General features: G+C 73.3%; 18 protein-coding genes and 1 tRNA gene. 9 read left to right on the top strand and 10 right to left on the bottom strand.

All coding sequences use genetic code 11. The annotated features are described in order from the left end of the window. Nucleotides 1-21: 21 nt before the first annotated feature. The 5 genes from H2O74_RS01260 (at nt 22) to H2O74_RS01240 (ending at nt 4,413) form a co-directional block, all read left to right on the top strand. Complete coding sequence (locus H2O74_RS01260; protein ID WP_182112769.1) at nt 22-1,008, top strand: tyrosine-type recombinase/integrase; 987 nt, start codon at nt 22-24, stop codon at nt 1,006-1,008. 33 nt (nt 1,009-1,041) lie between these two features. Further along, on the top strand, nt 1,042-1,326 hold the full coding sequence (locus tag H2O74_RS01255; RefSeq protein ID WP_182112768.1) for a hypothetical protein: 285 nt from the start codon (nt 1,042-1,044) through the stop codon (nt 1,324-1,326). Nucleotides 1,327-1,816: 490 nt separating this feature from the next. After that, complete coding sequence (locus H2O74_RS01250) at nt 1,817-2,542, top strand: hypothetical protein (RefSeq protein WP_182112767.1); 726 nt, start codon at nt 1,817-1,819, stop codon at nt 2,540-2,542. Between the two features lie 74 nt (nt 2,543-2,616). After that, complete coding sequence (locus H2O74_RS16880) at nt 2,617-2,976, top strand: helix-turn-helix transcriptional regulator (protein ID WP_370525792.1); 360 nt, start codon at nt 2,617-2,619, stop codon at nt 2,974-2,976. 48 nt (nt 2,977-3,024) lie between these two features. Further along, the gene (locus tag H2O74_RS01240; protein ID WP_182112765.1) at nt 3,025-4,413 is read left to right on the top strand and encodes a tyrosine-type recombinase/integrase; all 1,389 of its coding nucleotides are present in this window, start codon (nt 3,025-3,027) and stop codon (nt 4,411-4,413) included. Between the two features lie 203 nt (nt 4,414-4,616). On the opposite strand, the gene H2O74_RS01235 is transcribed toward H2O74_RS01240, so the two are convergent. Continuing rightward, nucleotides 4,617-4,706: transfer RNA gene (locus tag H2O74_RS01235), tRNA-Ser, on the bottom strand. 197 nt (nt 4,707-4,903) lie between these two features. Between H2O74_RS01235 and H2O74_RS01230 the strand changes: the two genes are divergently transcribed. After that, nucleotides 4,904-5,644 carry a DUF1345 domain-containing protein gene (locus H2O74_RS01230; RefSeq protein ID WP_182112764.1) on the top strand — a complete coding sequence of 247 codons (741 nt, stop codon included), beginning with the start codon at nt 4,904-4,906 and terminating at the stop codon, nt 5,642-5,644. Between the two features lie 19 nt (nt 5,645-5,663). On the opposite strand, the gene H2O74_RS01225 is transcribed toward H2O74_RS01230, so the two are convergent. Further along, nucleotides 5,664-6,071 carry a PIN domain-containing protein gene (locus H2O74_RS01225; protein ID WP_182112763.1) on the bottom strand — a complete coding sequence of 136 codons (408 nt, stop codon included), beginning with the start codon at nt 6,069-6,071 and terminating at the stop codon, nt 5,664-5,666. Between the two features lie 84 nt (nt 6,072-6,155). Between H2O74_RS01225 and H2O74_RS01220 the strand changes: the two genes are divergently transcribed. Next, nucleotides 6,156-6,437, top strand: a complete 282-nt coding sequence (locus H2O74_RS01220) for a hypothetical protein (RefSeq protein ID WP_182112762.1) — start codon at nt 6,156-6,158, stop codon at nt 6,435-6,437. 34 nt (nt 6,438-6,471) lie between these two features. Here H2O74_RS01220 and H2O74_RS01215 read toward each other — a convergent pair whose 3' ends face one another. The 4 genes from H2O74_RS01215 to H2O74_RS01200 are packed head-to-tail and all read right to left on the bottom strand — an operon-like array spanning nt 6,472 to nt 12,577. Continuing rightward, nucleotides 6,472-7,083 (bottom strand): ATP/GTP-binding protein, encoded by a 612-nt coding sequence (locus H2O74_RS01215; RefSeq protein WP_182112761.1) that lies wholly within the window; start codon nt 7,081-7,083, stop codon nt 6,472-6,474. Then, a complete protein-coding gene (locus H2O74_RS01210) occupies nt 7,064-7,453 on the bottom strand; it encodes a DUF742 domain-containing protein (RefSeq protein ID WP_182112760.1) in 390 nt (129 codons plus the stop codon). The genes H2O74_RS01215 and H2O74_RS01210 overlap by 20 nt, the downstream gene beginning before the upstream one ends. 8 nt (nt 7,454-7,461) lie before the next feature. Continuing rightward, nucleotides 7,462-7,911, bottom strand: a complete 450-nt coding sequence (locus H2O74_RS01205; protein ID WP_182112759.1) for a roadblock/LC7 domain-containing protein — start codon at nt 7,909-7,911, stop codon at nt 7,462-7,464. A 52-nt stretch (nt 7,912-7,963) separates the two neighbouring features. Beyond that, nucleotides 7,964-12,577 carry a nitrate- and nitrite sensing domain-containing protein gene (locus H2O74_RS01200; RefSeq protein WP_182112758.1) on the bottom strand — a complete coding sequence of 1,538 codons (4,614 nt, stop codon included), beginning with the start codon at nt 12,575-12,577 and terminating at the stop codon, nt 7,964-7,966. Between the two features lie 190 nt (nt 12,578-12,767). Between H2O74_RS01200 and H2O74_RS01195 the strand changes: the two genes are divergently transcribed. Next, nucleotides 12,768-13,739: an NAD(P)H-quinone oxidoreductase gene (locus tag H2O74_RS01195; protein ID WP_182112757.1), complete on the top strand. Its 972-nt coding sequence runs from the start codon at nt 12,768-12,770 to the stop codon at nt 13,737-13,739. A gap of 27 nt (nt 13,740-13,766) precedes the next feature. On the opposite strand, the gene H2O74_RS01190 is transcribed toward H2O74_RS01195, so the two are convergent. After that, nucleotides 13,767-15,008: an AGE family epimerase/isomerase gene (locus H2O74_RS01190; protein WP_182112756.1), complete on the bottom strand. Its 1,242-nt coding sequence runs from the start codon at nt 15,006-15,008 to the stop codon at nt 13,767-13,769. Nucleotides 15,009-15,086: 78 nt separating this feature from the next. Here H2O74_RS01190 and H2O74_RS01185 point away from each other — a divergent pair, with 78 nt between their 5' ends. Next, nucleotides 15,087-15,605 (top strand): bacterial proteasome activator family protein, encoded by a 519-nt coding sequence (locus H2O74_RS01185; protein ID WP_182112755.1) that lies wholly within the window; start codon nt 15,087-15,089, stop codon nt 15,603-15,605. 28 nt (nt 15,606-15,633) lie between these two features. Here the strand turns inward: H2O74_RS01185 and H2O74_RS01180 are convergent, their stop codons facing one another. From H2O74_RS01180 to H2O74_RS01170, 3 genes are all read right to left on the bottom strand, one after another. Beyond that, complete coding sequence (locus tag H2O74_RS01180) at nt 15,634-16,488, bottom strand: DMT family transporter (protein ID WP_182112754.1); 855 nt, start codon at nt 16,486-16,488, stop codon at nt 15,634-15,636. 128 nt (nt 16,489-16,616) lie between these two features. Further along, nucleotides 16,617-17,609 carry a carbohydrate ABC transporter permease gene (locus H2O74_RS01175; protein ID WP_182112753.1) on the bottom strand — a complete coding sequence of 331 codons (993 nt, stop codon included), beginning with the start codon at nt 17,607-17,609 and terminating at the stop codon, nt 16,617-16,619. Continuing rightward, on the bottom strand, nt 17,606-18,553 hold the full coding sequence (locus tag H2O74_RS01170) for a carbohydrate ABC transporter permease (RefSeq protein ID WP_182113975.1): 948 nt from the start codon (nt 18,551-18,553) through the stop codon (nt 17,606-17,608). The genes H2O74_RS01175 and H2O74_RS01170 overlap by 4 nt, the downstream gene beginning before the upstream one ends. Nucleotides 18,554-18,650: the final 97 nt, after the last annotated feature.

The raw sequence follows: 18,650 nt of genomic DNA, 5'->3' as shown, positions 1-18,650 counted from the left end.
CCACCACCACGGAGGTGCACGGTGACCACCACCACCATCACGACCGACCTCACGCCGATCGCGCCGAGCCTGACCCCGGCGCAGGTCGCCGGGATCCGCGACGCCCTCGAGGCCGCCCTGTCGCCTGGCACCCGGCGCGTGTACGCGAGCTCGTGGCGGCAGTGGGCGGCGTGGTGCGAGGCCGGCGGGCACCAGGCGCTTCCCGCGCACGCGGCCGTCATCGCTGCCTGGGTGGTAGAGCGGGCCGGCGCCGGTACTGCATTGGCGACCGTCACGAAGGACGTCGCCGCGATCCGCGCGCATCACGACGCCGCCGGCGTCGACGACCCAACCGTCAGTCGTGACCTCCGGCAGGTGCTCAGAGGGCTCCGACGCCAGCACGGGGTCACACCACGACGGCAAGCGCACCCGCTGGTGACCACCGATCTGCGCCGAGTCCTCGACGGCATCGACCGCACCACCCTGCGCGGCAAGCGCGACGCCGCAATCCTGCTCCTTGGCTACGCGGCTGCTCTCCGGCGCAGTGAGCTCGCCGACCTACGCGTGGGCGACCTCCGCTCCACGCGCGACGGGCTCGTCGTCACGGTCCGCCGGTCCAAGTCCGACCAGGAGGGCGCCGGCGCGGTCGTCGGTGTGGCGCGCGGTTCCGACCCGGCGAGCGACCCGGTCCTTGCCGTCCGCCAGTGGATCACGGCCGCCGACCTCGTCTCGGACGATCACCTCTGCCAGCGGATCGCCCGTGGCGCCAACCGCGTGATGGGCCGACCGATGGCCGGCCAGTCGATCGCCACCGTCCTCCAGGAGCGTGCCGCCGCCGTCGGGCTCGGCGACCTCGGCGTCAGTGGTCACTCCCTGCGTGCGGGGCACGCCACCCAGGCGGCTGAGGCGGGCGTCGACGCGTCACGGATCGCCCGCACTACCCGCCACGCGCGCCTTGAGACCCTCGCTGCTTATGTCCGTCCGGCTGAGGCCCTCCGCGACACCACGAGCCGGGACCTTGGCCTCTAAACGCCTTGATCGGTTACGGGAGACACTCTCGCAATGACCGTCTTCTTCTTGATCTCTGGCGCTGTGTTCTTGCTCATTGGGACCGCGGCTTTGGCCGACGCGCTCTGGATGCGTCACCACCCTGGGGAGAGCGTCCCTCAAGGTCTTTCAGGGCGGAACCTCGCATGGTTCACCGTCAGCGCCATGCGGCTCCTGTGGAAGACGGTCAATCACCGCAAGCCTGCGGCGACGGAGGTGGAGCGGGAGGCAGGGGGCATGCTGCTCCAACTGCTCGGCGCCCTTGCCGCACTGATCGGAGTTCTGCTGCAGGTGCTGTGACGGCTACGCCGCTCAGGCGGCGGAGTAAGTCGGCACGTGCATGCCCGCGCGTGTTCCGTGTAGTCGACATCGCGCGTCGGCATCGTGACGGGCCGAGTCGGGTCGAGTTCGGCGGCCACGGTGGTGCTCTCGCAGAGGCCCCAAGGCGATCCGATCGCACGCCGAGGACGGCCTCGACGAGTTGCTCGGCGGCTCGGTGAGCGGCGAGATCAGGGCGCGACGTCGTGATCATGCTTCGACGCTCCTGCCGAAGGTGTCACATGACAAGGGGGACTTGTCACGTTCACGCGGATACCACCCGAAAGAGCGTCTACACGTATCCGCAAGTCACGCGAGGGCCACCCCGCTGGTCGGCGGGGTGGCCCTAGCGCTGTCCGGCCCGTCGCTCGAACGGGTGGCCCATGGCCCCGTACACAAGAACCTCTCATGTGGCGGGACATGCCTCCGATAGGGGCCGCACTTCACAGGACTCGCGCTCAGGAGGCCCACCATGACCAGCACGAACCCCACCACCCAGTGGGGCGATGACCTCGGCGACCTCGGCATCGCCGGGATCGTCGGGATCCTCGAGGACCCGCTCGCCGCTCTCGACGAGCAGATGCCGACCGGCGTCGCGGGCTCCCACTGGGGTCCGGTGAGCGACTCGTCCACGGTCACTGCGGCAATGCGCCGCCTCGAGGGCCTGCTCACCGCCGCCGCCAAGGGGAGCAGGGGCACCGCCGCATCTCGTGCCGTGGTGCTCACCGCCGTGGACCGTGCTCTCGCGGACCCGATGGAGGGATACCTGCGTCGCCTCCGCGTCGAACGCAGCCGCGCGGTCAGGGAGCTGGTCGCGGCCAGTTGGTCCACGAAGCGAATCGCGGAGCACCTCGACGTCTCGGAGTCGCGGGTCCGGCAGATCGTGCACAACAACCGGAGTTACGTCAGTGCCGCCCGCGAGCTCGCGCTCGAGGCGCTCCGGGACCAGGCGGCTGAGCGCCGCGCCGCCGAGAAGCAGGCTCGTGACGCGGCGCGGTCCGAGCGTGGCGTGGCGGCACGTGCGGAGCGGGTCGCGCTCGGTCGAGAACTGCAGGCGCGCCTCGACGCGGGTGCGACTCGGGTCGAACTGCAGGTCGAGTACGGGGCGAGCCGGCAGCGGCTCGCCTCCCTGCTCGCCGAAGCGCGGGGGGCCGAAGCCGACGAGCAGGCCGGCGAAGCGCCGCTGGAGGCCGCGTGAGGGGCGAGAGGGACCGCCGAATGGATGAAACGCTATTCGACAAGAACATAATCGGGCCTTTTTAGCACGCTGGCGTGCTGTATTCGGAATCGTTGTATAGACGGACCGCTATTGTATTTCTCGTGAGTGCAAAGGGTGGTGCGACAGCGCACCGGGGCGACGACAACGCCCCGGTGACGCTCGACGCTACGACGCCCGCGTTCCGCTACCTGACCATCGCGCAGGTCTGCGCGATGACGGGCTACCACCGCACCACACTCCAGCGCGCCGTCGATGCCGGCGACCTCGCTCGCTACGGACTCCCCCGCGCACCACGCTTCCTCGAGCACGAGGTCGTCGCGTGGATGTCAGCGCCCGCACCACGGAGAGCAGGAGCAACCAAGGTGACCTACGGTCCTCGCGCCGGCCTCCCTGGGTCCGCACTTCGCTGGTGAGTCACGCGGTGGTGACAACCGACAACCAGGAGACCGATAGCCTGAGTTGTGGCCACCTACCTTGAGGACTCGAAGCGCTGGGTCGCAACCGCGCGCTACCGCGACCCAATCACGGGGAAGCAGCGCCGCAAGTACCTCTACGGTGCGACCGCGCTAGCGGCGGATGACGCGGCCAAGAAGTTCCGCAGCACGCCGGCGTCAGCGCGCCCTTCCGAGGACCGCCCTGACACCGTGCGGGTGCTCCTGGGGCGGTGGCTGTCTGAGAAGGACCCGAGCTTGGACCGCAGAGCGGTCGCCTGGACGTTCACCGAGGCGACTGTGCAGCGTGACCAGTGGAAGGACTATGAAAGCACGGTCCGCGTGCACATCCTGCCGTCGCTCGGCGACGTCAGGTTGGACGACATCACGCACGGGCGCCTGCTGGGCTTCTTCACCGAACTTGCGGGCCGGGATAGTCGACGCGGCGGCCGCCTGTCCGCGTCGTCTCAGAAGAAGGTGCACTCTCGGCTGACCTCTGCGTTCCGCTACTGCGTGCTCCGTGGCTGGCTCTCGGCCGACCCGATGTCGGGCGTCCCCACGCCCACGGACTCGCCGGAGGACGCGGAACTGCGCGTCACCCTCACACCGGTCGAGAAGGCTCTGACCGTCGCCGAGATGCGCGCCTTAACCCGCTGGATTGCCGTGCGCTACGACGACCACCTCGCGTACCAGGTGAGGTGGGCTCTCGCCTTCGAGATCGGCCTCAGGCAGGCGGAAATGCTCGGTCTCACCTGGGACTGCGTGGACCTCACCACGCGGACCATCACAGTCAGACAGCAGCTTCGCCACATCGAGCACCAGCACGGGTGCGAAGGCAAATGGCCAGATCCGACGACGAGTCCCTGCACCGTTGTGGCACGCGAGTCGAACCCGCGGCAGAAGCCGCTCACGGCCTACCGATGCCCGCACCGGGTGACAGGCGGGGCGATCATCGTCGCGACCACAAAGAGCAAGCGCGTGCGCTATGTACGCTTCTCGCGGACCATCGCTGACAGCCTCAAGGCACTTTGCGCGGAGCAGCACCCCTCCGACGCACCCACCGCGTCGAAGGCCGAGCGGCTGAGGTTGCTACAGGCCCGCTCCATGCGGGTATACGCCGCCCTAGACGCAGACCTTGTCATCCGCACTCCCGGCGGCGGTCACGTGACACCCACGGTCGACAACGGGGTGTGGCACGCCGCATGCGACGGGGCGGGCGTCTCCTCAATCGGGCGCGACGTTCACTCTGCGCGTCACACGGCCGCGACGCACCTCGTTGCCGCCGGCGTGGCCCTGACCACCGTGCAGAAGATGCTCGGGCACAGCACGACGGCGGTGACCGAGCGCTACGTCACGACAGCTGTAGACGTGCAGGACGCAGCGCTCTATGCCCGCGAGGCGTACCTCGCCCGCGTTTAGCGGGAACGTTCACTCCACCGGGTGAACCTTCCCGCTCACATGTCGAGCATCACGCGGGTCGTCAGGCCGAGCGGGACCCCTCGTTGACAACCGTACGGACAACCGCCACGGGGCCGTGCCGAGCATCATTCACGCTTCGGGGAGGCGGGCCGAAAGGTCCTGGGTCGGCCACAAATGCCCCTGACCTGCGGGGGCACCCGATGCGGAGGGCAAGGGATTCGAACCCTTGAGTGCGGGGTCACCGCACCAACGGTTTTCAAGACCGTCGCTTTCGGCCGCTCAGCCAGCCCTCCCCACGGACCCGGCGTGACCGGGCCCGTGCGGCGCCCATTGTGCCAGTGCCGCGCGCGGGTCCGGCGCGGCACGACCGGCCCGCGCCCGCCGCTAGCCTGAGCCCATCCCCCGCGGCTCGCGCCGCCCCGCCGCGCCCCGCGCGGCCACCGCGTGCGCCCGGCCCGCTGGGCCGGTGCGCCCCACCGGAAGGTCCTCGATGTCCACGCTGCGCGCCCGCGCCGCCACCACTCGGCGCCTGGTGCGCGACTGGCTGCTCGCCGAGACCCGCCGCTCGGGCGTCGCGTTCGCCGTCGCGCTCGGCGTGGTGAGCGCGCAGCAGCTCACGGTGCCCGCGGACGCGCAGTCGCTGCCGAGCGGCCACGTCACCGACGCCGTGCTTCTGGCCCTCGCGGCGTACCAGAGCGCGCACGTGCTGCTCACGCTCACCGTCTACGCGCGCGCCCCGCGCGACCTCCTCGACCGGGCGGTCGGACGCATGCCCGTGGGCGGGTTCGTGAACCGCTGGGTCTACTTCGCGGAGCCGGGCACCGGGGCCGCGCTCGTGGTCGCGGTCATCGCGATGGCGGCCGCCGTGGTCGTGCTGCCCCAGGCCGGTGCGCTGCCGTCGTCGCTCCCGCCGGCGGTGCTGACCGCGCTCGCCGTCGTCCTCATCGTCGCGTCCTGGTCGAGCATGGTCCTCACCTTCGCGCTCGACTACCTCCGCCGGGACCAGGGCCACGGTGGCGGCTCCCTGCGCTTCGTCGACGACGACGAGCGGACGTTCGCCGACTACCTCTACGTCGCGACCAGCGTCGCCACGACGTTCGGGACCGGCGACGTGACGGTCGCCGGCACCGCGCTGCGCCGCGTCGTCACGGGTCAGGTGCTGGTCGCCTTCGTCTTCAACGCCGTCATCATCGGCCTCACCGTCTCCGTGCTCGCGGCCCTGCGGGCCTGACCGGCCGGACGCCGACCGCTCAGGGCTGCCACCACGTCGCCGGACGGCCGGGCGTCACCACGTGGACCGCGTAGGTGGCGGCGACGCGCGCCAGGAGGGCGTCGTAGGTCGCGATCGCGTCGATGTCGCGGTGCGCGACGGCGATGCCCAGGTGCAGCGCCTGGAAGGGGGACAGCACGGCGGGCATCTCCGCGGCGTGTGCGAGCGCCTTGTCGGAGAAGCGCACGACCCGGACCGACTCCGCGATCCGGTGCGCGTGCGCGCGGGCGACCGGGCCGTCCAGGGCGGCGGCGCGACGGAGCTCGGTGAGCCCGAGCGGCGAGGTGAGGATCTCCGACTCGTACTCGGCGGCGAACCGGAGCCACGAGGCCGCCTCGACCCCCGGCGCCAGCGCACGACTGAGCGCGGAGCCGTCCGCGTAGATCATCGCCGTCCGTCCTCGGCGCCCGCGCGGGCCTGCCGTCGCGCCGAGCCTAGCCAGCCGCCGGCGAGTCCCGGGCGGAGGCGGTTCGTGTCCGAGCCCGGGTGCGTGTCCGAGCGCGACGGGGCGGACCCAGCCACGGCCGTCGCGCACTACGACGGCGTCCTGCTCGAGCGCGGTCGGACCAGCGTCGAGCCGACCCCGGACCGCCGGGACGTGATCGCCCCGGTCGCGTGCTGGTCGAGCACGGTCGAGGGCGCCGCGGCGGTGTTCGTCGTCGAGCAGAGCGACCCGGTGGACGAGGTCGACACGCGCGGGCCGAGCTACGGCGTCGAGATCCGCGCGGGGTACGACGCCGAGCCGGCCTGCTGAGCTCCGTGGAGCCCAGCAGGCCGCGGCACGGTGCTCAGCCGCGCAGCCGCTCCATCGCGAGCTGCACGAGCGCGATCAGCGTCTGCTTGGTCGCCGCCCGCGAGCGGGCGTCGGTGTACATCAGCGGCACGTGCGCCGGGACCGAGAGGGCCTCGCGCACGTCGTCGAGCTGGTGCCGCGCGACGCCGTCGAAGCAGTTGACGGCGACGACGAACGGGATGCCGCGGCTCTCGAAGTAGTCGACGGCCGGGAAGCACTGGTCGAGCCGCTCGGTGTCGACCAGGACGACCGCGCCGATGGCGCCGCGCACCAGGTCGTCCCACATGAACAGGAACCGGTCCTGCCCGGGCGTGCCGAACAGGTAGAGCCAGAGGGAGCCGGGGAGCGCGATGCGACCGAAGTCCATGGCGACCGTCGTGGTCGTCTTGCGGTCGGTCACGCCACCGGCGTCGTCCACGCCGACGGAGTGCTCCGTCATCGCGGCCTCGGTGTTGAGCGGCTCGATGTCGGAGATCGAGCCGATGAACGTCGTCTTGCCGACGGCGAAGCCGCCCGCGACGACGATCTTGACGACAGTAGGTGCGACACCCCCGCCGACCGGGGTCCGGTCGGCCACAGCGGCGGTGTCAGAGGGCGGATATGCCATTGAGAACACTCTCCAGCACGCTCAGGGACAGGGCGGGGGACTGACCGGTGTGAACACTGACCGGCGTCGAGGTGTGGACCCGGACGAATCCGGACTCGGACAGGTCCGTCACGAGGATGCGCACGACGCCCAGCGGCAGGCGCAGGAGCGCCGAGAGCTCGGCGACGGACACGAAGGTGTGGGCGGCGTGCTGCAGGATGGCGCGCTTCTCGGGCGGGAGGCCCTGGCTGCTGACCGCCCCCGGCAGCACCTCGATGAGGGCCTCGAGGGGCAGGTCGGAGTTCGCGGCGCGGACCCGGCCGCCGGTGACCGCGTACGGACGGACGGTGCGCGCCTCGTACTCGACGCCGTCGTCCTGGTGATTGGCCATCGGCTCGCTCACACGACCGAGGTGCGGACGGCGCCGTTGACCGGGAGCTGGCCGCGCATCTCGGTGACGAGCTGCGGCGTGAGGGTCGTCTCGGTACGGGAGACGAGCATCGCCATCTCGTAGCCGATCAGACCGACGTCGCACGTCGCGTCGGCGACGACCGCCAGCACCGAGCCGTTCGAGACGCTCATGAGGAAGACGAAGAGCTCGTCCATCTCGATGATCGCCTGACGGACGTCGCCCGCGTGCAGCTGCCGGGCCGCGCCGCGCGTGAGGCTCGACATGCCGGCCACGATCGCCGCCATCTGGTCGCCGCTGGTGCGGTCCAGGTTCTCCGACATGGCCATGAGAAGCCCGTCCGCGGACACGACGAGCGTGTGCCGCGTGCCCGGGACCGTCTTCACGAAGTTGTCCAGGAGCCAGCCGAAGTTGGCTGCCTCTGAGCTGAGCGCTGTCACTTGTCCTCCTCGAGGTTGCCGGCCTGCTGGCGGCTGGGGATGGTGCGCGCGGTCACCATGAGGTGCCCCGCTGGTTCAGGTCGGTGTCCGGCGTGGTCACGGGTTCGCCGTGGCCGTCGCGCGGACCGTCCTCGTACCCGCCGGGGGCCCCGGCGGGAGTCTGTGCGGCCTGGTCGGCAGCGGGTGCGGCCTGACGGCCACGGGTGGTGCCCGACTGGAAGCTCGACAGGAGCGAGCGCACCTGGTGCGCGTCGCGCTCGACGCGCTGCCCGGCCGGGGCCAGCTTGATCTCCGGCGCGGCCGGGATGGTGCCGGGCGTGCGCCGTGCCAGCGTCGAGGCGCCACTGCCGCTGACCGCCGGGCGGTAGCTCGACAGCTGGCTCAGCTCGGCGAGCGCCTGCTGGGCGATGTCGGCCCGCTGCGCGAGCATGTTGGTCACCTCGTCGTCGAACGCGCCCGTGCTCGACTGCGGCGTGAACGTCTGCGGGGTGAACGTCTGCGGGGAGAACCGGGCCGGGGCGGGCGCCGCGGCGGGCGTCACCGGCGCGGGCGCCGACGCGGCCGGCATCGGCAGCGGCGGCTGGTACGGCGTCGGGACGGACGCCGCCGGGTGCGCCGGGATGCCGGGGCCCGACGGCGCCCAGCCCTCCGCCGGCGCCCAGCCGGACGTCGGGAGCGCCGGGGCGGGCGGGGCCGCCGGGGCCGGTGCGTCCCAGCCCTGCTGCGGCGCCCAGCCACCGTTCGACGGGTCCGCGACGGCTGCCGCCGCCGCGCCCTGCCACAGCGCGGGCCCCGCGTCGGGCGCCGGGGCGCTCGGGGTCGGGAAGGGCGTGCCCGTGGCCTGCGCGACCTGCTCCCGCGCCTGCGACATCGGCAGGACCTGGGAGAAGAGGCGCGACGGCTGCGGTGCGGACGGCGACGCGGGCTGCTCCGGGGCGGGCGCCGCGGGCAGCGGGTCGAACCCGGCGTCGGGCGCGAAGGGCGACGTCGGCGCCGCGTGGGCACCGGAGTCCGTCGCTGCCCAGGCCGACTGGCGCAGCGGGGACGCGACCGGCTCGACAGCCACCGGCGCGAACGCCGGCGCCACGGACGGCGCGGTGTCGGGCACCGTGAAGAAGCCCGACGTGTCCGGGCCCTGGGCCGGGGCCGGGGCCGACGGCACCGGCCCGGTCTCGGCGTGCTTGCGCCCGAAGAGGCGACGACGACGCTTCGGCGGACGGATGTCGCGACGGCTCATCGGCGTCGCGAGCGGCTGGGGGGCGGGCTGCGCGACCGGCGCGGGCGCACTGGGCGTCACGAGGTCCGGCTGCGGAGCCGGCTGCTGGGCCGGCTGGAACGCCGGCTGGGCCACCGGCTGCGGGGCGGGCTGCGTCACCGGCTGGTCGGTGGGCTGCGCTTCCGCCTGCGGGGCGCGCTGCGGGAGGAGCTCGGCGACCGGCTCCGCCACGGGCGCCGGCTCCGGGGACCAGACCGCCCCAGGGACGGCGGGCGCCACGGCCCACGCCGGGCGCGCGGTCGGCTCCGGCAGCGGCGGCCACATCTCGGCCGCGGGCTGCTCGGTCTCGGGCTCCGGGGACCACGGCTTGTCGGGCGGGGTGGGGTGCCACGGCTGCTGCACGGCCCACGGCTCGACGACGTCGTCCTCGTCCTCGAGGTCGCCGTCGGCGTCCTCCGTGGCGAAGGCGTCGTCCGCCGGCTCGGGCGCCGGCGCGGACCAGGGCTCGGCCGAGAACGTCGGCGACCAGGGCTGCGCCTGCTCCTGCGGCTCCGCCGTGCGGGGCGCCCAGGGGGCGTCCGCGGGCGCGGCGGTGTGCGCGCTCGCGGCGAAGGGGTCGACCAGGTGCGTCGGCTCGTCGTCGTCGAGCAGCGCCGGGACGACGAACGCCGGGCCGGCGGGCTCGGCCACCGGCTCCTGCGCCGGCGGCTCCTGGGCTGCGTCGCCGCGGCCGAAGAATGCCGCGGCGCTCGCGGCGGCCGCCGCGAGCCGCTCGGCGCCGTCGACACCCGTCTGCTCGGGGACGTCGGCAGGCGCATCGCCCGACTCGACGTGGATGGCGGCAGCGGCCAGCTCCGCGCGGCGGGACCGGAAGCCGGAGAACATCGCCGCGCGCCCCTCGGGCGCGACCACGGGCTGGGGGCCGGTCGCCGGTCGCGGCTCCGCGGTCGGCGGCACGGCGGCGGTCGGCCGGCGGGTCGGCAGGGCGTCACCGGCCGGCTGACGCGTCGGCAGCGCGGGCGCCTCGGCCGCGGGCCGCCGCGTCGGCAGCCCGGGGGCCTCCGGCCGGCGCGCCGGCAGGCTCGGCGCCTCGGCCGCGGGCTCACGCGTGGGCAGGCTCGGCGCCTCGGCACCCCGACGCGAGACGAGCGGCGCGGCCGGCTCGATGACCGGCGGCGTCCAGACCTCGTCGTGCACGGCGGCGGCGCCGGCCAGCGCGTCGGCCCGGGGAGCGAGCGGGATGGACGGAGCGGCAGCCGCGTCGTCGGCCTCGCGGTGGCTCGTGCTGGGCGCCGGGGCCTCGGCGTCGGCGCCGCGGGAGCGCCGGCGCGGGAGCCCGCCGCCGGTCGTGCCGTCGGTGAGGGCGTCGAGGTCGACCTCCTCGGCGGGGTTCTCGGCGGAGCCGTAGGCACCGGGCGCGACGTCCTGGACGTGGGTGGGCGCGGGGGCGTACGCGGTGTCGTGGACGACCTCGGCGGCCACCTCCGGCCGCACGAACGCCTCCGGCTTCGCCGCGGCCTGCGCCGGACGCCCGGGCGCGGTGAGCGGGATGGCGGCCGGGTCGAGGAACAGGACGCGCGGCATGCGGATGGTCGCGAGCGTGCCGCGGCCGTCGGGCCCCATCGTCAGGGCGACCGACGCGCCGAGGCGCGCCGCGATGCGTCCGACGACGAACATGCCCAGGCGCTGCGAGCCGAGCACGTCACCGGCCGACGTCGTGCGGATCTTCTCGTTCGCGTCGGCGAGCTCCTCCGGCGTCATGCCCAGGCCCTGGTCGAGGATCGTGATGAGCACGCTCTCCTCGTCGATGCCCGTCGAGACGTGCACGGGGGTGCCCGGCTCGGAGAACACCGTGGCGTTCTCGAGCAGCTCGGCCATGAGGTGAGCGGCCGGCAGGGCCGTGTGACCGAGCATCATCGGGTCGACCGGCAGGTCGAGCTGCACACGCTCGTAGTGCTCGATCTCGGACGAGGCGGTGCGGATGACGTCGGACAGCGGCAGCGCTTCGCGCAGACGCCGGCCGGTGTCGATGCCCGCGAGCACGAGGAGCGACTCGGCGTTGCGGCGCATCCGGGTCGCGAGGTGGTCGAGCCGGAAGAGGTCCGCGAGCGTCTTGGGGTCCTCCTCCGAGCGCTCGAGCGCGTCGATGAAGGACAGCTGGCGGTTGAGGAGCACCTGGTCGCGGCGGGCGACGTTGACGAACATCTCGGCGATCGAGCCACGCAGGGCGGCCTGCTCCTTCGCGACCTGGATCGTGGTCGCGTTGACCTCGTTGAACGCGGCGGCCAGCTGGCCGACCTCGTCGCGGCTGGTCACGGGGATCTGCGTGAGCATGAGGTCGGGCACCTGGCCCGGGACGGCCACCTGGTCCACGAGGCGCGGCAGCTCGTCGCGCACGTTCGCGGCCGCCTCCGTCAGGCGGCGCAGCGGCACGGTGATCTGGCGGGCGATCGCCAGGGCGATGGCGACGGAGGCGACCAGCGCCGCGAGGGCGACGAGCGTCGTGACGATGGCCGTGCGGGCGGCGGCTCCGGAGACGTTCGCGGCGCGGTTCTGGGCGGCCAGGCGCAGCTCGTTCTCGAGCGGCCCGAAGGCCTCGATCTCGGCGTCGGCCGCCTCGACCCAGTCCACGGGCTCGATGAAGTCGAAGTTCTGGCCCTCACCCGTGGCGATCAGGGTCCGGTAGGAGTCGTACGACTGGAACCCGTTGAAGGAGGCACCCAGCGGCGGCACGACGACGTCGTCGCCGAGCTCCAGCCCACGCACCGTGGAGGACGCCTGCTGGTGGCGGACCTTGGACGCCGGGAACAGCGTGGCGAGCTGGAGGACCTCCGTGGTCGCTCGCGAGCCGGCGAGCACCTGCGCACCGCGCGCCTGCTCCTCCCGGTAGTCCTCGGTCAGCGACGCGAGGTCGGCCTGCGCGGAGACGATGGCGGCCAGGCGGCGGTCGTCGAGGGCGTCGGCGACGTTCGCGGAGAAGGCGATCGTGTCCTCGATGAGGCGCGTGTAGTTCGTCACGACCGAGCTCATGGGGACGTTGCTGGCGTCGACACGGGTGCGGGCGCTCTCCAGGCCCTCGAGCGTCGAGCGCAGGTCCCGCACCGCGGCCGTGACGGCCGGGTCGAGCGTGCCGAGGTCCACGTCGGCGATCGCCGCGTCGAGGACCGCGACCTGCTCGGCCGTCGCCTCGCGCGTCCCGTCCACCGGGGCGCGGTCCGGGCTCGCCGTGACCGGGTCCACGAAGGGCAGCGCGGCGGCACGCTCGTCCTGGAGCGCGACCGCGAGCTCGCGCGACTCCTGGAGGGCACGGAGCAGAGTCGTCACGGTCTGCGCGGTCCGTGCCGTCTCGACCGTCTGCAAGGACACCTGGCCCGCGAGGGCGAGGATCACGAGCACAGGCACGGAGAGGGCCGCGAGGACCTTCCCGCGGATGCCCAACCTGCGAAGCATGGTGTCTCCTTCACAGTGCAGCGGTGCGCACCGGTGCACAGAGTGCTGGATGACGACGAGGGACCGGGATGGTTCCTGCCGTCCACGACACATCGGCCAGGTGAGGGCCCGGCATTAGGACCAGGGGGAGGCAGTGTGGTCCGCGCCACACCGTAGCGGGTGTTTTTCACCCGACTGGGAGACTTCGCCCATGAGATTCGTGCGCATCGTCACCCCCGGCGGCCCCGAGGTGCTCCTCCCCACGACCGGACCCGACCCCGAACGCGCGCCCGGTGAGGTCCTCGTGCAGGTCACGGCCGCGGGCGTGAACAACGCGGACCTGCTCCAGCGTGCGGGTCACTACCCCCCGCCCCCCGGCGCACCGGACTGGCCGGGGCTGGAGATCTCGGGCACCGTCCTGGCGGCCGACGCCGGCTCGGGCTGGTCGCCCGGCGACGCGGTCGTCGGGCTCCTCGCCGGGGGCGGCTACGCGGACCGCGTCGTCGTGCCCGCGGCCCAGCTGCTGCCCGTGCCCGACGGCGTGGACCTCGTGGCCGCGGCGGCCCTCCCCGAGGCCCTGTGCACGGTGTGGTCGACGTTCGAGGCGGCTCGCCTGTCGCCCGGCGAGTGGGTGCTGGTCCACGGCGGGTCGGGCGGCATCGGCACGATCGCGCTCCAGGTCGCGGCGGCGCTCGGCGCACGCGTGGTCACGACGGCGGGTGGTCCCGAGCGCGCGCAGCGGTGCCTCGAGCTCGGCGCCGTCGCGGCGATCGACCACCGCGGGGAGGACTTCGTCGCGCGCACGCGGGAGGTCACCGCGGGGCACGGCGCCGACGTCGTGCTCGACGTCGTGGGCGCCGCCTACCTGGCGCGCAACCTCGAGGTGCTCGCGACCGGCGGGCGGCTGGCCGTGATCGGGATGCAGAAGGGGCGCCGGGCGGAGCTCGACCTCGGGCTCCTCCTGACCCGGCGTGCCACCGTGCTCGGCACGACCCTGCGCTCACGCCCCGCGAGCGAGAAGGCGGCGATCGTCGCGGGCGTGCGCGAGCACCTGTGGCCGCTGGTCGCCGACGGCCGCATCCGCCCGGTGGTGCACGCCACGGTGCCGCTCGAGCGGGCGGGCGACGCCCACGCCGAGCTGGCGGCGGGCGGGGTCTTCGGCAAGCTGCTGCTCGTCCCGTGACGCCGCCGGCGGGGCGGCGCCGCGGCCTCAGGCCAGGAGGCCGCGCGCGAGCGCCGGCGCCAGCACGGGGGTGAGCGGCAGGCGCGGCAGCAGCGTCGCCTGCACCGCGTGGTACAGGTCGGCCTTGCCGCCCCAGACCGTCCGCGAGACGCGGTTCTCCTCGTCGAGCTCGTGCCACCACGAGCCGCCCTCGCGGTCCAGGAGGTGGGTGTCGGCGTAGTCCCACCACGTCGCGTACCAGGCCTCGAAGCGCTCGTCGCCGGTGGCGGCGTGGAGGGCGGCGGCCGCGCCGAGCGCCTCGCACAGCACCCAGTGCATCCGCATCCGGACCACCGGCTCCCCCGACCAGTCGACGGTGTAGACGAAGCCCGGCGCGCCGTCCACGTCCCAGCCCTGGGCGACGGCCGCGTCGAAGAGCGCGACGGCGTCGTCGAGCAGCCACGGCTCGACCGGGCGCCCGGCGGCCTCGAGGGCGGCCCGTACGTGCAGCGTCAGGCGGGCCCACTCGAGCCAGTGGCCGACGGTCGCGCCGTAGGGGCGGAAGGGGTGCGCCGGGACGTCGCGGTTGTAGTCGAGCAAGGGCTGCCAGTCGGCGTCGAAGTGCTCCGGCAGGCGCCACCCGTTGCCCCGCGCCAGGCCGTGGACCACGCGCTCCACGATCCTGGCCGCGCGCTCGAGCCACGCGAGGTCGCCCGTGACGTCGGCCGCCGCGAGGTAGGCCTCGACGGTGTGCATGTTCGCGTTGACGCCGCGGTACGCCTCGGTGGTGGTGAACGCCCGGTCCCAGGACTCGACGACCATGCCCGCCTCGTCGTCCCAGAAGTGGCGCAGCTGCACCGCGAGGGCCTCGTCGAGCAGCTCGCGCGCCCCGGGGCGGCCGGCGGCGGCCGCGCTGGCGGTCGCGAGGACCACGAAGGCGTGGGGGTAGGCGTCCTTCGCGGTCGCGGCGTCGTCGTGCGGCCCGTCGGGACCGACCGCGGCGAACCAGCCGCCGTGCTCCGCGTCGCGGAAGCGGCCGGCGAGCGCCGCGAGGCCGTGGTCGACGAGCGGCGCGCACCCGGGACGGCCCAGCAGCGCGCCGAGGGCGTAGACGTACGTCATCCGGCACGTGACCCACAGCTCGGTGGGGAGCCCCGGCTCGAGCCGGCCCCGCTCGTCGAGCCGGCCGAACCCGCCCTCGGCCACCCGGGACGCGCGACCGAAGTCCAGCAGGCGGTCGGTCTCGCCCTCGAGCCAGCGGTGGTGAGCGGGCGCGGACAACCAGGCCATGCGGTACTCCCAGGTCGGGGCGGGCGGCTGCGGTCACCGTACCGGGCGCATCGGGGCGTCCAGGGGGATGATGGACGGATGGACACGGCCCAGCCGGACGACACCGACGCCACCAGCACCGCCGGCCCCGAGGAGGAGGCGCCCGACGCCACCTACATCGGCCAGCCCGCGAAGGTCATGCGGATCGGCACGATGGTCAAGCAGCTGCTCGAGGAGGTGCGGAGCTCCCCCCTCGACGAGGCGGCACGCGGGCGGCTCGCGGAGGTGCACGAGCGGTCCCTGCACGAGCTCGAGGACGGCCTGTCCCCCGACCTGGTCGACGAGCTGCGGCGGATCTCGCTGCCGTTCGAGGACGACAACCCCACCGAGGGTGAGCTGCGCGTCGCGCAGGCGCAGCTGGTCGGGTGGCTCGAGGGCCTCTTCCACGGCCTGCAGACCGCGCTCATCGCCCAGCAGATGTCCACCCAGGCCCAGCTCGCGCAGATGCGCCGCGGGCTGCCGCCGGGCGTGGCCGCGCAGCTCCAGGCGCCCGGCGCCCCGCCCGGTCCCAGCATGGCCGGCGGCGACGAGCGCCGCGCCCCCGGGCAGTACCTGTAGCGGCGGCGGTGACGGGCGCCGCGGGACGCTACGCGCTCGCCGCACCGTCCGGAGGAGTGCGGCGGCGCGACGTCAGCGCGATGGCCGCGGAGACGAGCACGAGCCCGACGACGTCGACGGGGTGCGGCCACTGCCGCAGCGCCACGGCCCCCACGACGGCCGCGGTCGCGGGCAGCAGGGCGAGGAGCACCGCGAACGTCGCCGAGCTCACACGCCGCAGGACCGTCTGCTCGAGCGCGTAGGGCACCACGGAGGACAGCACGGCGACGGCGACGACCGCCAGGACGAGCGCGGGCGAGGTCAGCACCGGTGCCCCGCGGCCGGCGAGGACCGGCGCCCAGACCAGCGCGCCCGCGGCCATCGCGACGGCCAGCGAGGTGACGCCGTCGTGCCCGACCGCGACGCGGCGCCCCAGCACGACGTAGCCCGCCCAGCAGGCCGCGGCGGCGAGGATCAGCGCCAGCCCGAGCACGACCTCGCCCTCGCCCGTGCTCAGCGTCACGCCCGCCAGGAGGACGACGCCGACGGCGGCGAGCCCGATCGCGAGCCGGTCGCGCCAGCCCGAGCCGGTCAGCGCCGCGACGGCGACCGGACCGATGAACTCGATCGCCACGGCGGTGCCGAGCGGCAGGTGCTCGATCGCCAGGTAGAACGTGACGTTCATGGTCGCCAGGACCACCCCGAAGGCGACGGCGGCGCCGAGCGAGCGGCGCGTCCACGGGGTGCGCCACGGGCGCCGCCAGGCCAGCAGCACGAGCGCGGCCACGACCAGCCGGAGCCACGCGACCCCGGCGGCGGGGATGCGGTCGAAGAGTCCGATCGCGACGGCGGCCCCGCCGTACTGGGCCAGGCCCGAGACGACGAACAGCGCGGGTGCCGGCACCCGCGCTACCACGGCACCGGCGCCCGACCTCACCGCGTCACCCTACGACCCCGGGACGACGCCGACCCGGCGGGTCCGGCGAGGTGCCGGACCCACCGGGTCGGTCGGTCGTGCGCGGGTGCGAGCGGTCAGCCCTTGACCGAGCCGGCCAGCAGGCCGCGGACGAAGTAGCGCTGCAGCGAGAGGAACACGATGAGCGGCACGAGCATGGCGACGAACGCACCCGACGACAGCAGGTGCCAGGTCTCCCCGCGGCTGCCCGCGAGGCCCGCGAGGCGCACCGTGAGCGGCGCGACCTGGGACTGCGAGCCGAACACGAGCGAGACCAGCAGGTCGTTCCACACCCACAGGAACTGGAAGATGCCGAACGCCGCGATCGCCGGGATGAGCAGCGGCATGAGCACCTGGAAGAAGATCTGCACGTGCCCGGCGCCGTCGACCCGGGCCGCCTCGACGAGGGACGGCGGGATGTCCTTCATGAAGTTGTGCAGCAGGAAGATGGCCAGCGGCAGCGCGAAGATCGAGTGCGAGAGCCACACCGGCCAGAACGTGCCGGCGATGTCCCAGTTCACGTACTGCGTCAGCAGCGGGATCATCGTGACCTGGATGGGCACGACCTGGAGCGCGAACACCCCGACGAACAGGATGTTGCGGCCCTTGAAGTCGATCCAGGCGAAGGCGTAGGCGGCGAGCAGCGCGATGCTGATCGGGATGAGCACCGCGGGCAGCGTCACGACGACCGAGTTGATGAGGTACTGCCCGAGGCTGACGTCGCTGCCGAACAGCACGTCGGTGTAGTTGTCGAGCGTGACGTCCGGCAGCCCGTTCTCCGCGATCTCGCGGGGGTCCCAGAAGTTCCACCACCCGTTGGCGCGGATGTCCTGGACGGGACGGAACGACGTCGTCAGCAGGCCGAACGTCGGCACGGTCCACATGATCGCGATGAGCAGCGCGATGCCCGACGCCCAGGGGTTCGCCAGGCGCTTCTTGGCCTTGCGGGCGCGCTCGTCGACCCGCGCGAAGCGGCCCGGCTTGTCCTCGCGTCCGGGAGGCGCACCGCCGACGGACTCGCCCGGCTCCTGGTGGCCGAACGCCTGCAGGGGTGCGGGGTTGGTGGTCATCGGATCTCCTCCGAGAGGCGCAGCTGGCGGACGTTGTAGATGACCACCGGGATGACGATGAGGAAGAGGATCACCGCGAGGGCGGCCCCCATCCCGCCGTCGCCCTGCACGAAGCTCTGCTGGTAGAACTCGTTGGCCACGACGGACGTGCCGAACTGGCCGCCCGTCATCGTCCGCACGATGTCGAACACCTTCAGCGTCGTCATGGCGATGGTCGTGACGACCACGACGAGCGCGGGCCGGATGCTGGGCACCGTGATGTAGCGGAACATCTGCAGGCCCTTGAGGCCGTCGAGCCGGGCGGCCTCGACGATGTCGTCCGGGATCGCGCGGATCGCGGCCGAGAGGATCGTCATCGCGAAGCCCGCCTGGATCCAGATCAGCACCGCGATGAGGAAGAGGTTGTTCCAGGGCTGCTGGAGCAGGAACTGCTGGGGCTCCAGCCCGAGCATGACGAGGAGCTGGTTGAGCAGGCCGGTCTGCTCACGCTGACCCTGTGCACCCGGGTCGCGGTGCTCGTACATGAAGCGCCAGATGATCGACGCGCCGACCAGCGAGATCGCCATGGGCAGGAAGACCAGCGCCTTCGCGAGCTTCTCGAACCGCGTCCGGTCGACGACCACGGCGTACACGAGCCCGATGAACGTCGCCAGGATCGGCACGAGCAGCACCCAGATCGCGGTGTTGCGCAGGACGACCTGGAAGGCGGGCTCGGTGAACGCCGTGAGGTAGTTCTCGACGCCGATGAACGTCTGGCCGTTGCGGTTGAACAGGGACTGGTAGACCGTCCGCAGCGCGGGGTAGACCAGGCCGAAACCGAGGAACACCAGGGCGGGCCCGACGAACGCGGCCGTGACCAGCCAGTTCGGCACCCGCTTGGGCTTGTCGACCGCGAGCAGGATGGCGCCCATCACGACGACGAACAGCGCGATCGCGATCACCATCAGGGCGAGCTTGTGCCCCGGCGTCTCGGCGTTGAGGAGGAAGTCGCTGACGATCCCCCAGATGTAGTCCCACCAGAGCTTGACGTTCTCCACCCGC

It is taken from the genome of Actinotalea sp. JY-7876 (assembly GCF_014042015.1).
In the GTDB taxonomy this organism is placed as follows: domain Bacteria; phylum Actinomycetota; class Actinomycetes; order Actinomycetales; family Cellulomonadaceae; genus Actinotalea.
This window is presented reverse-complemented; position numbering and strand designations above follow the sequence as displayed.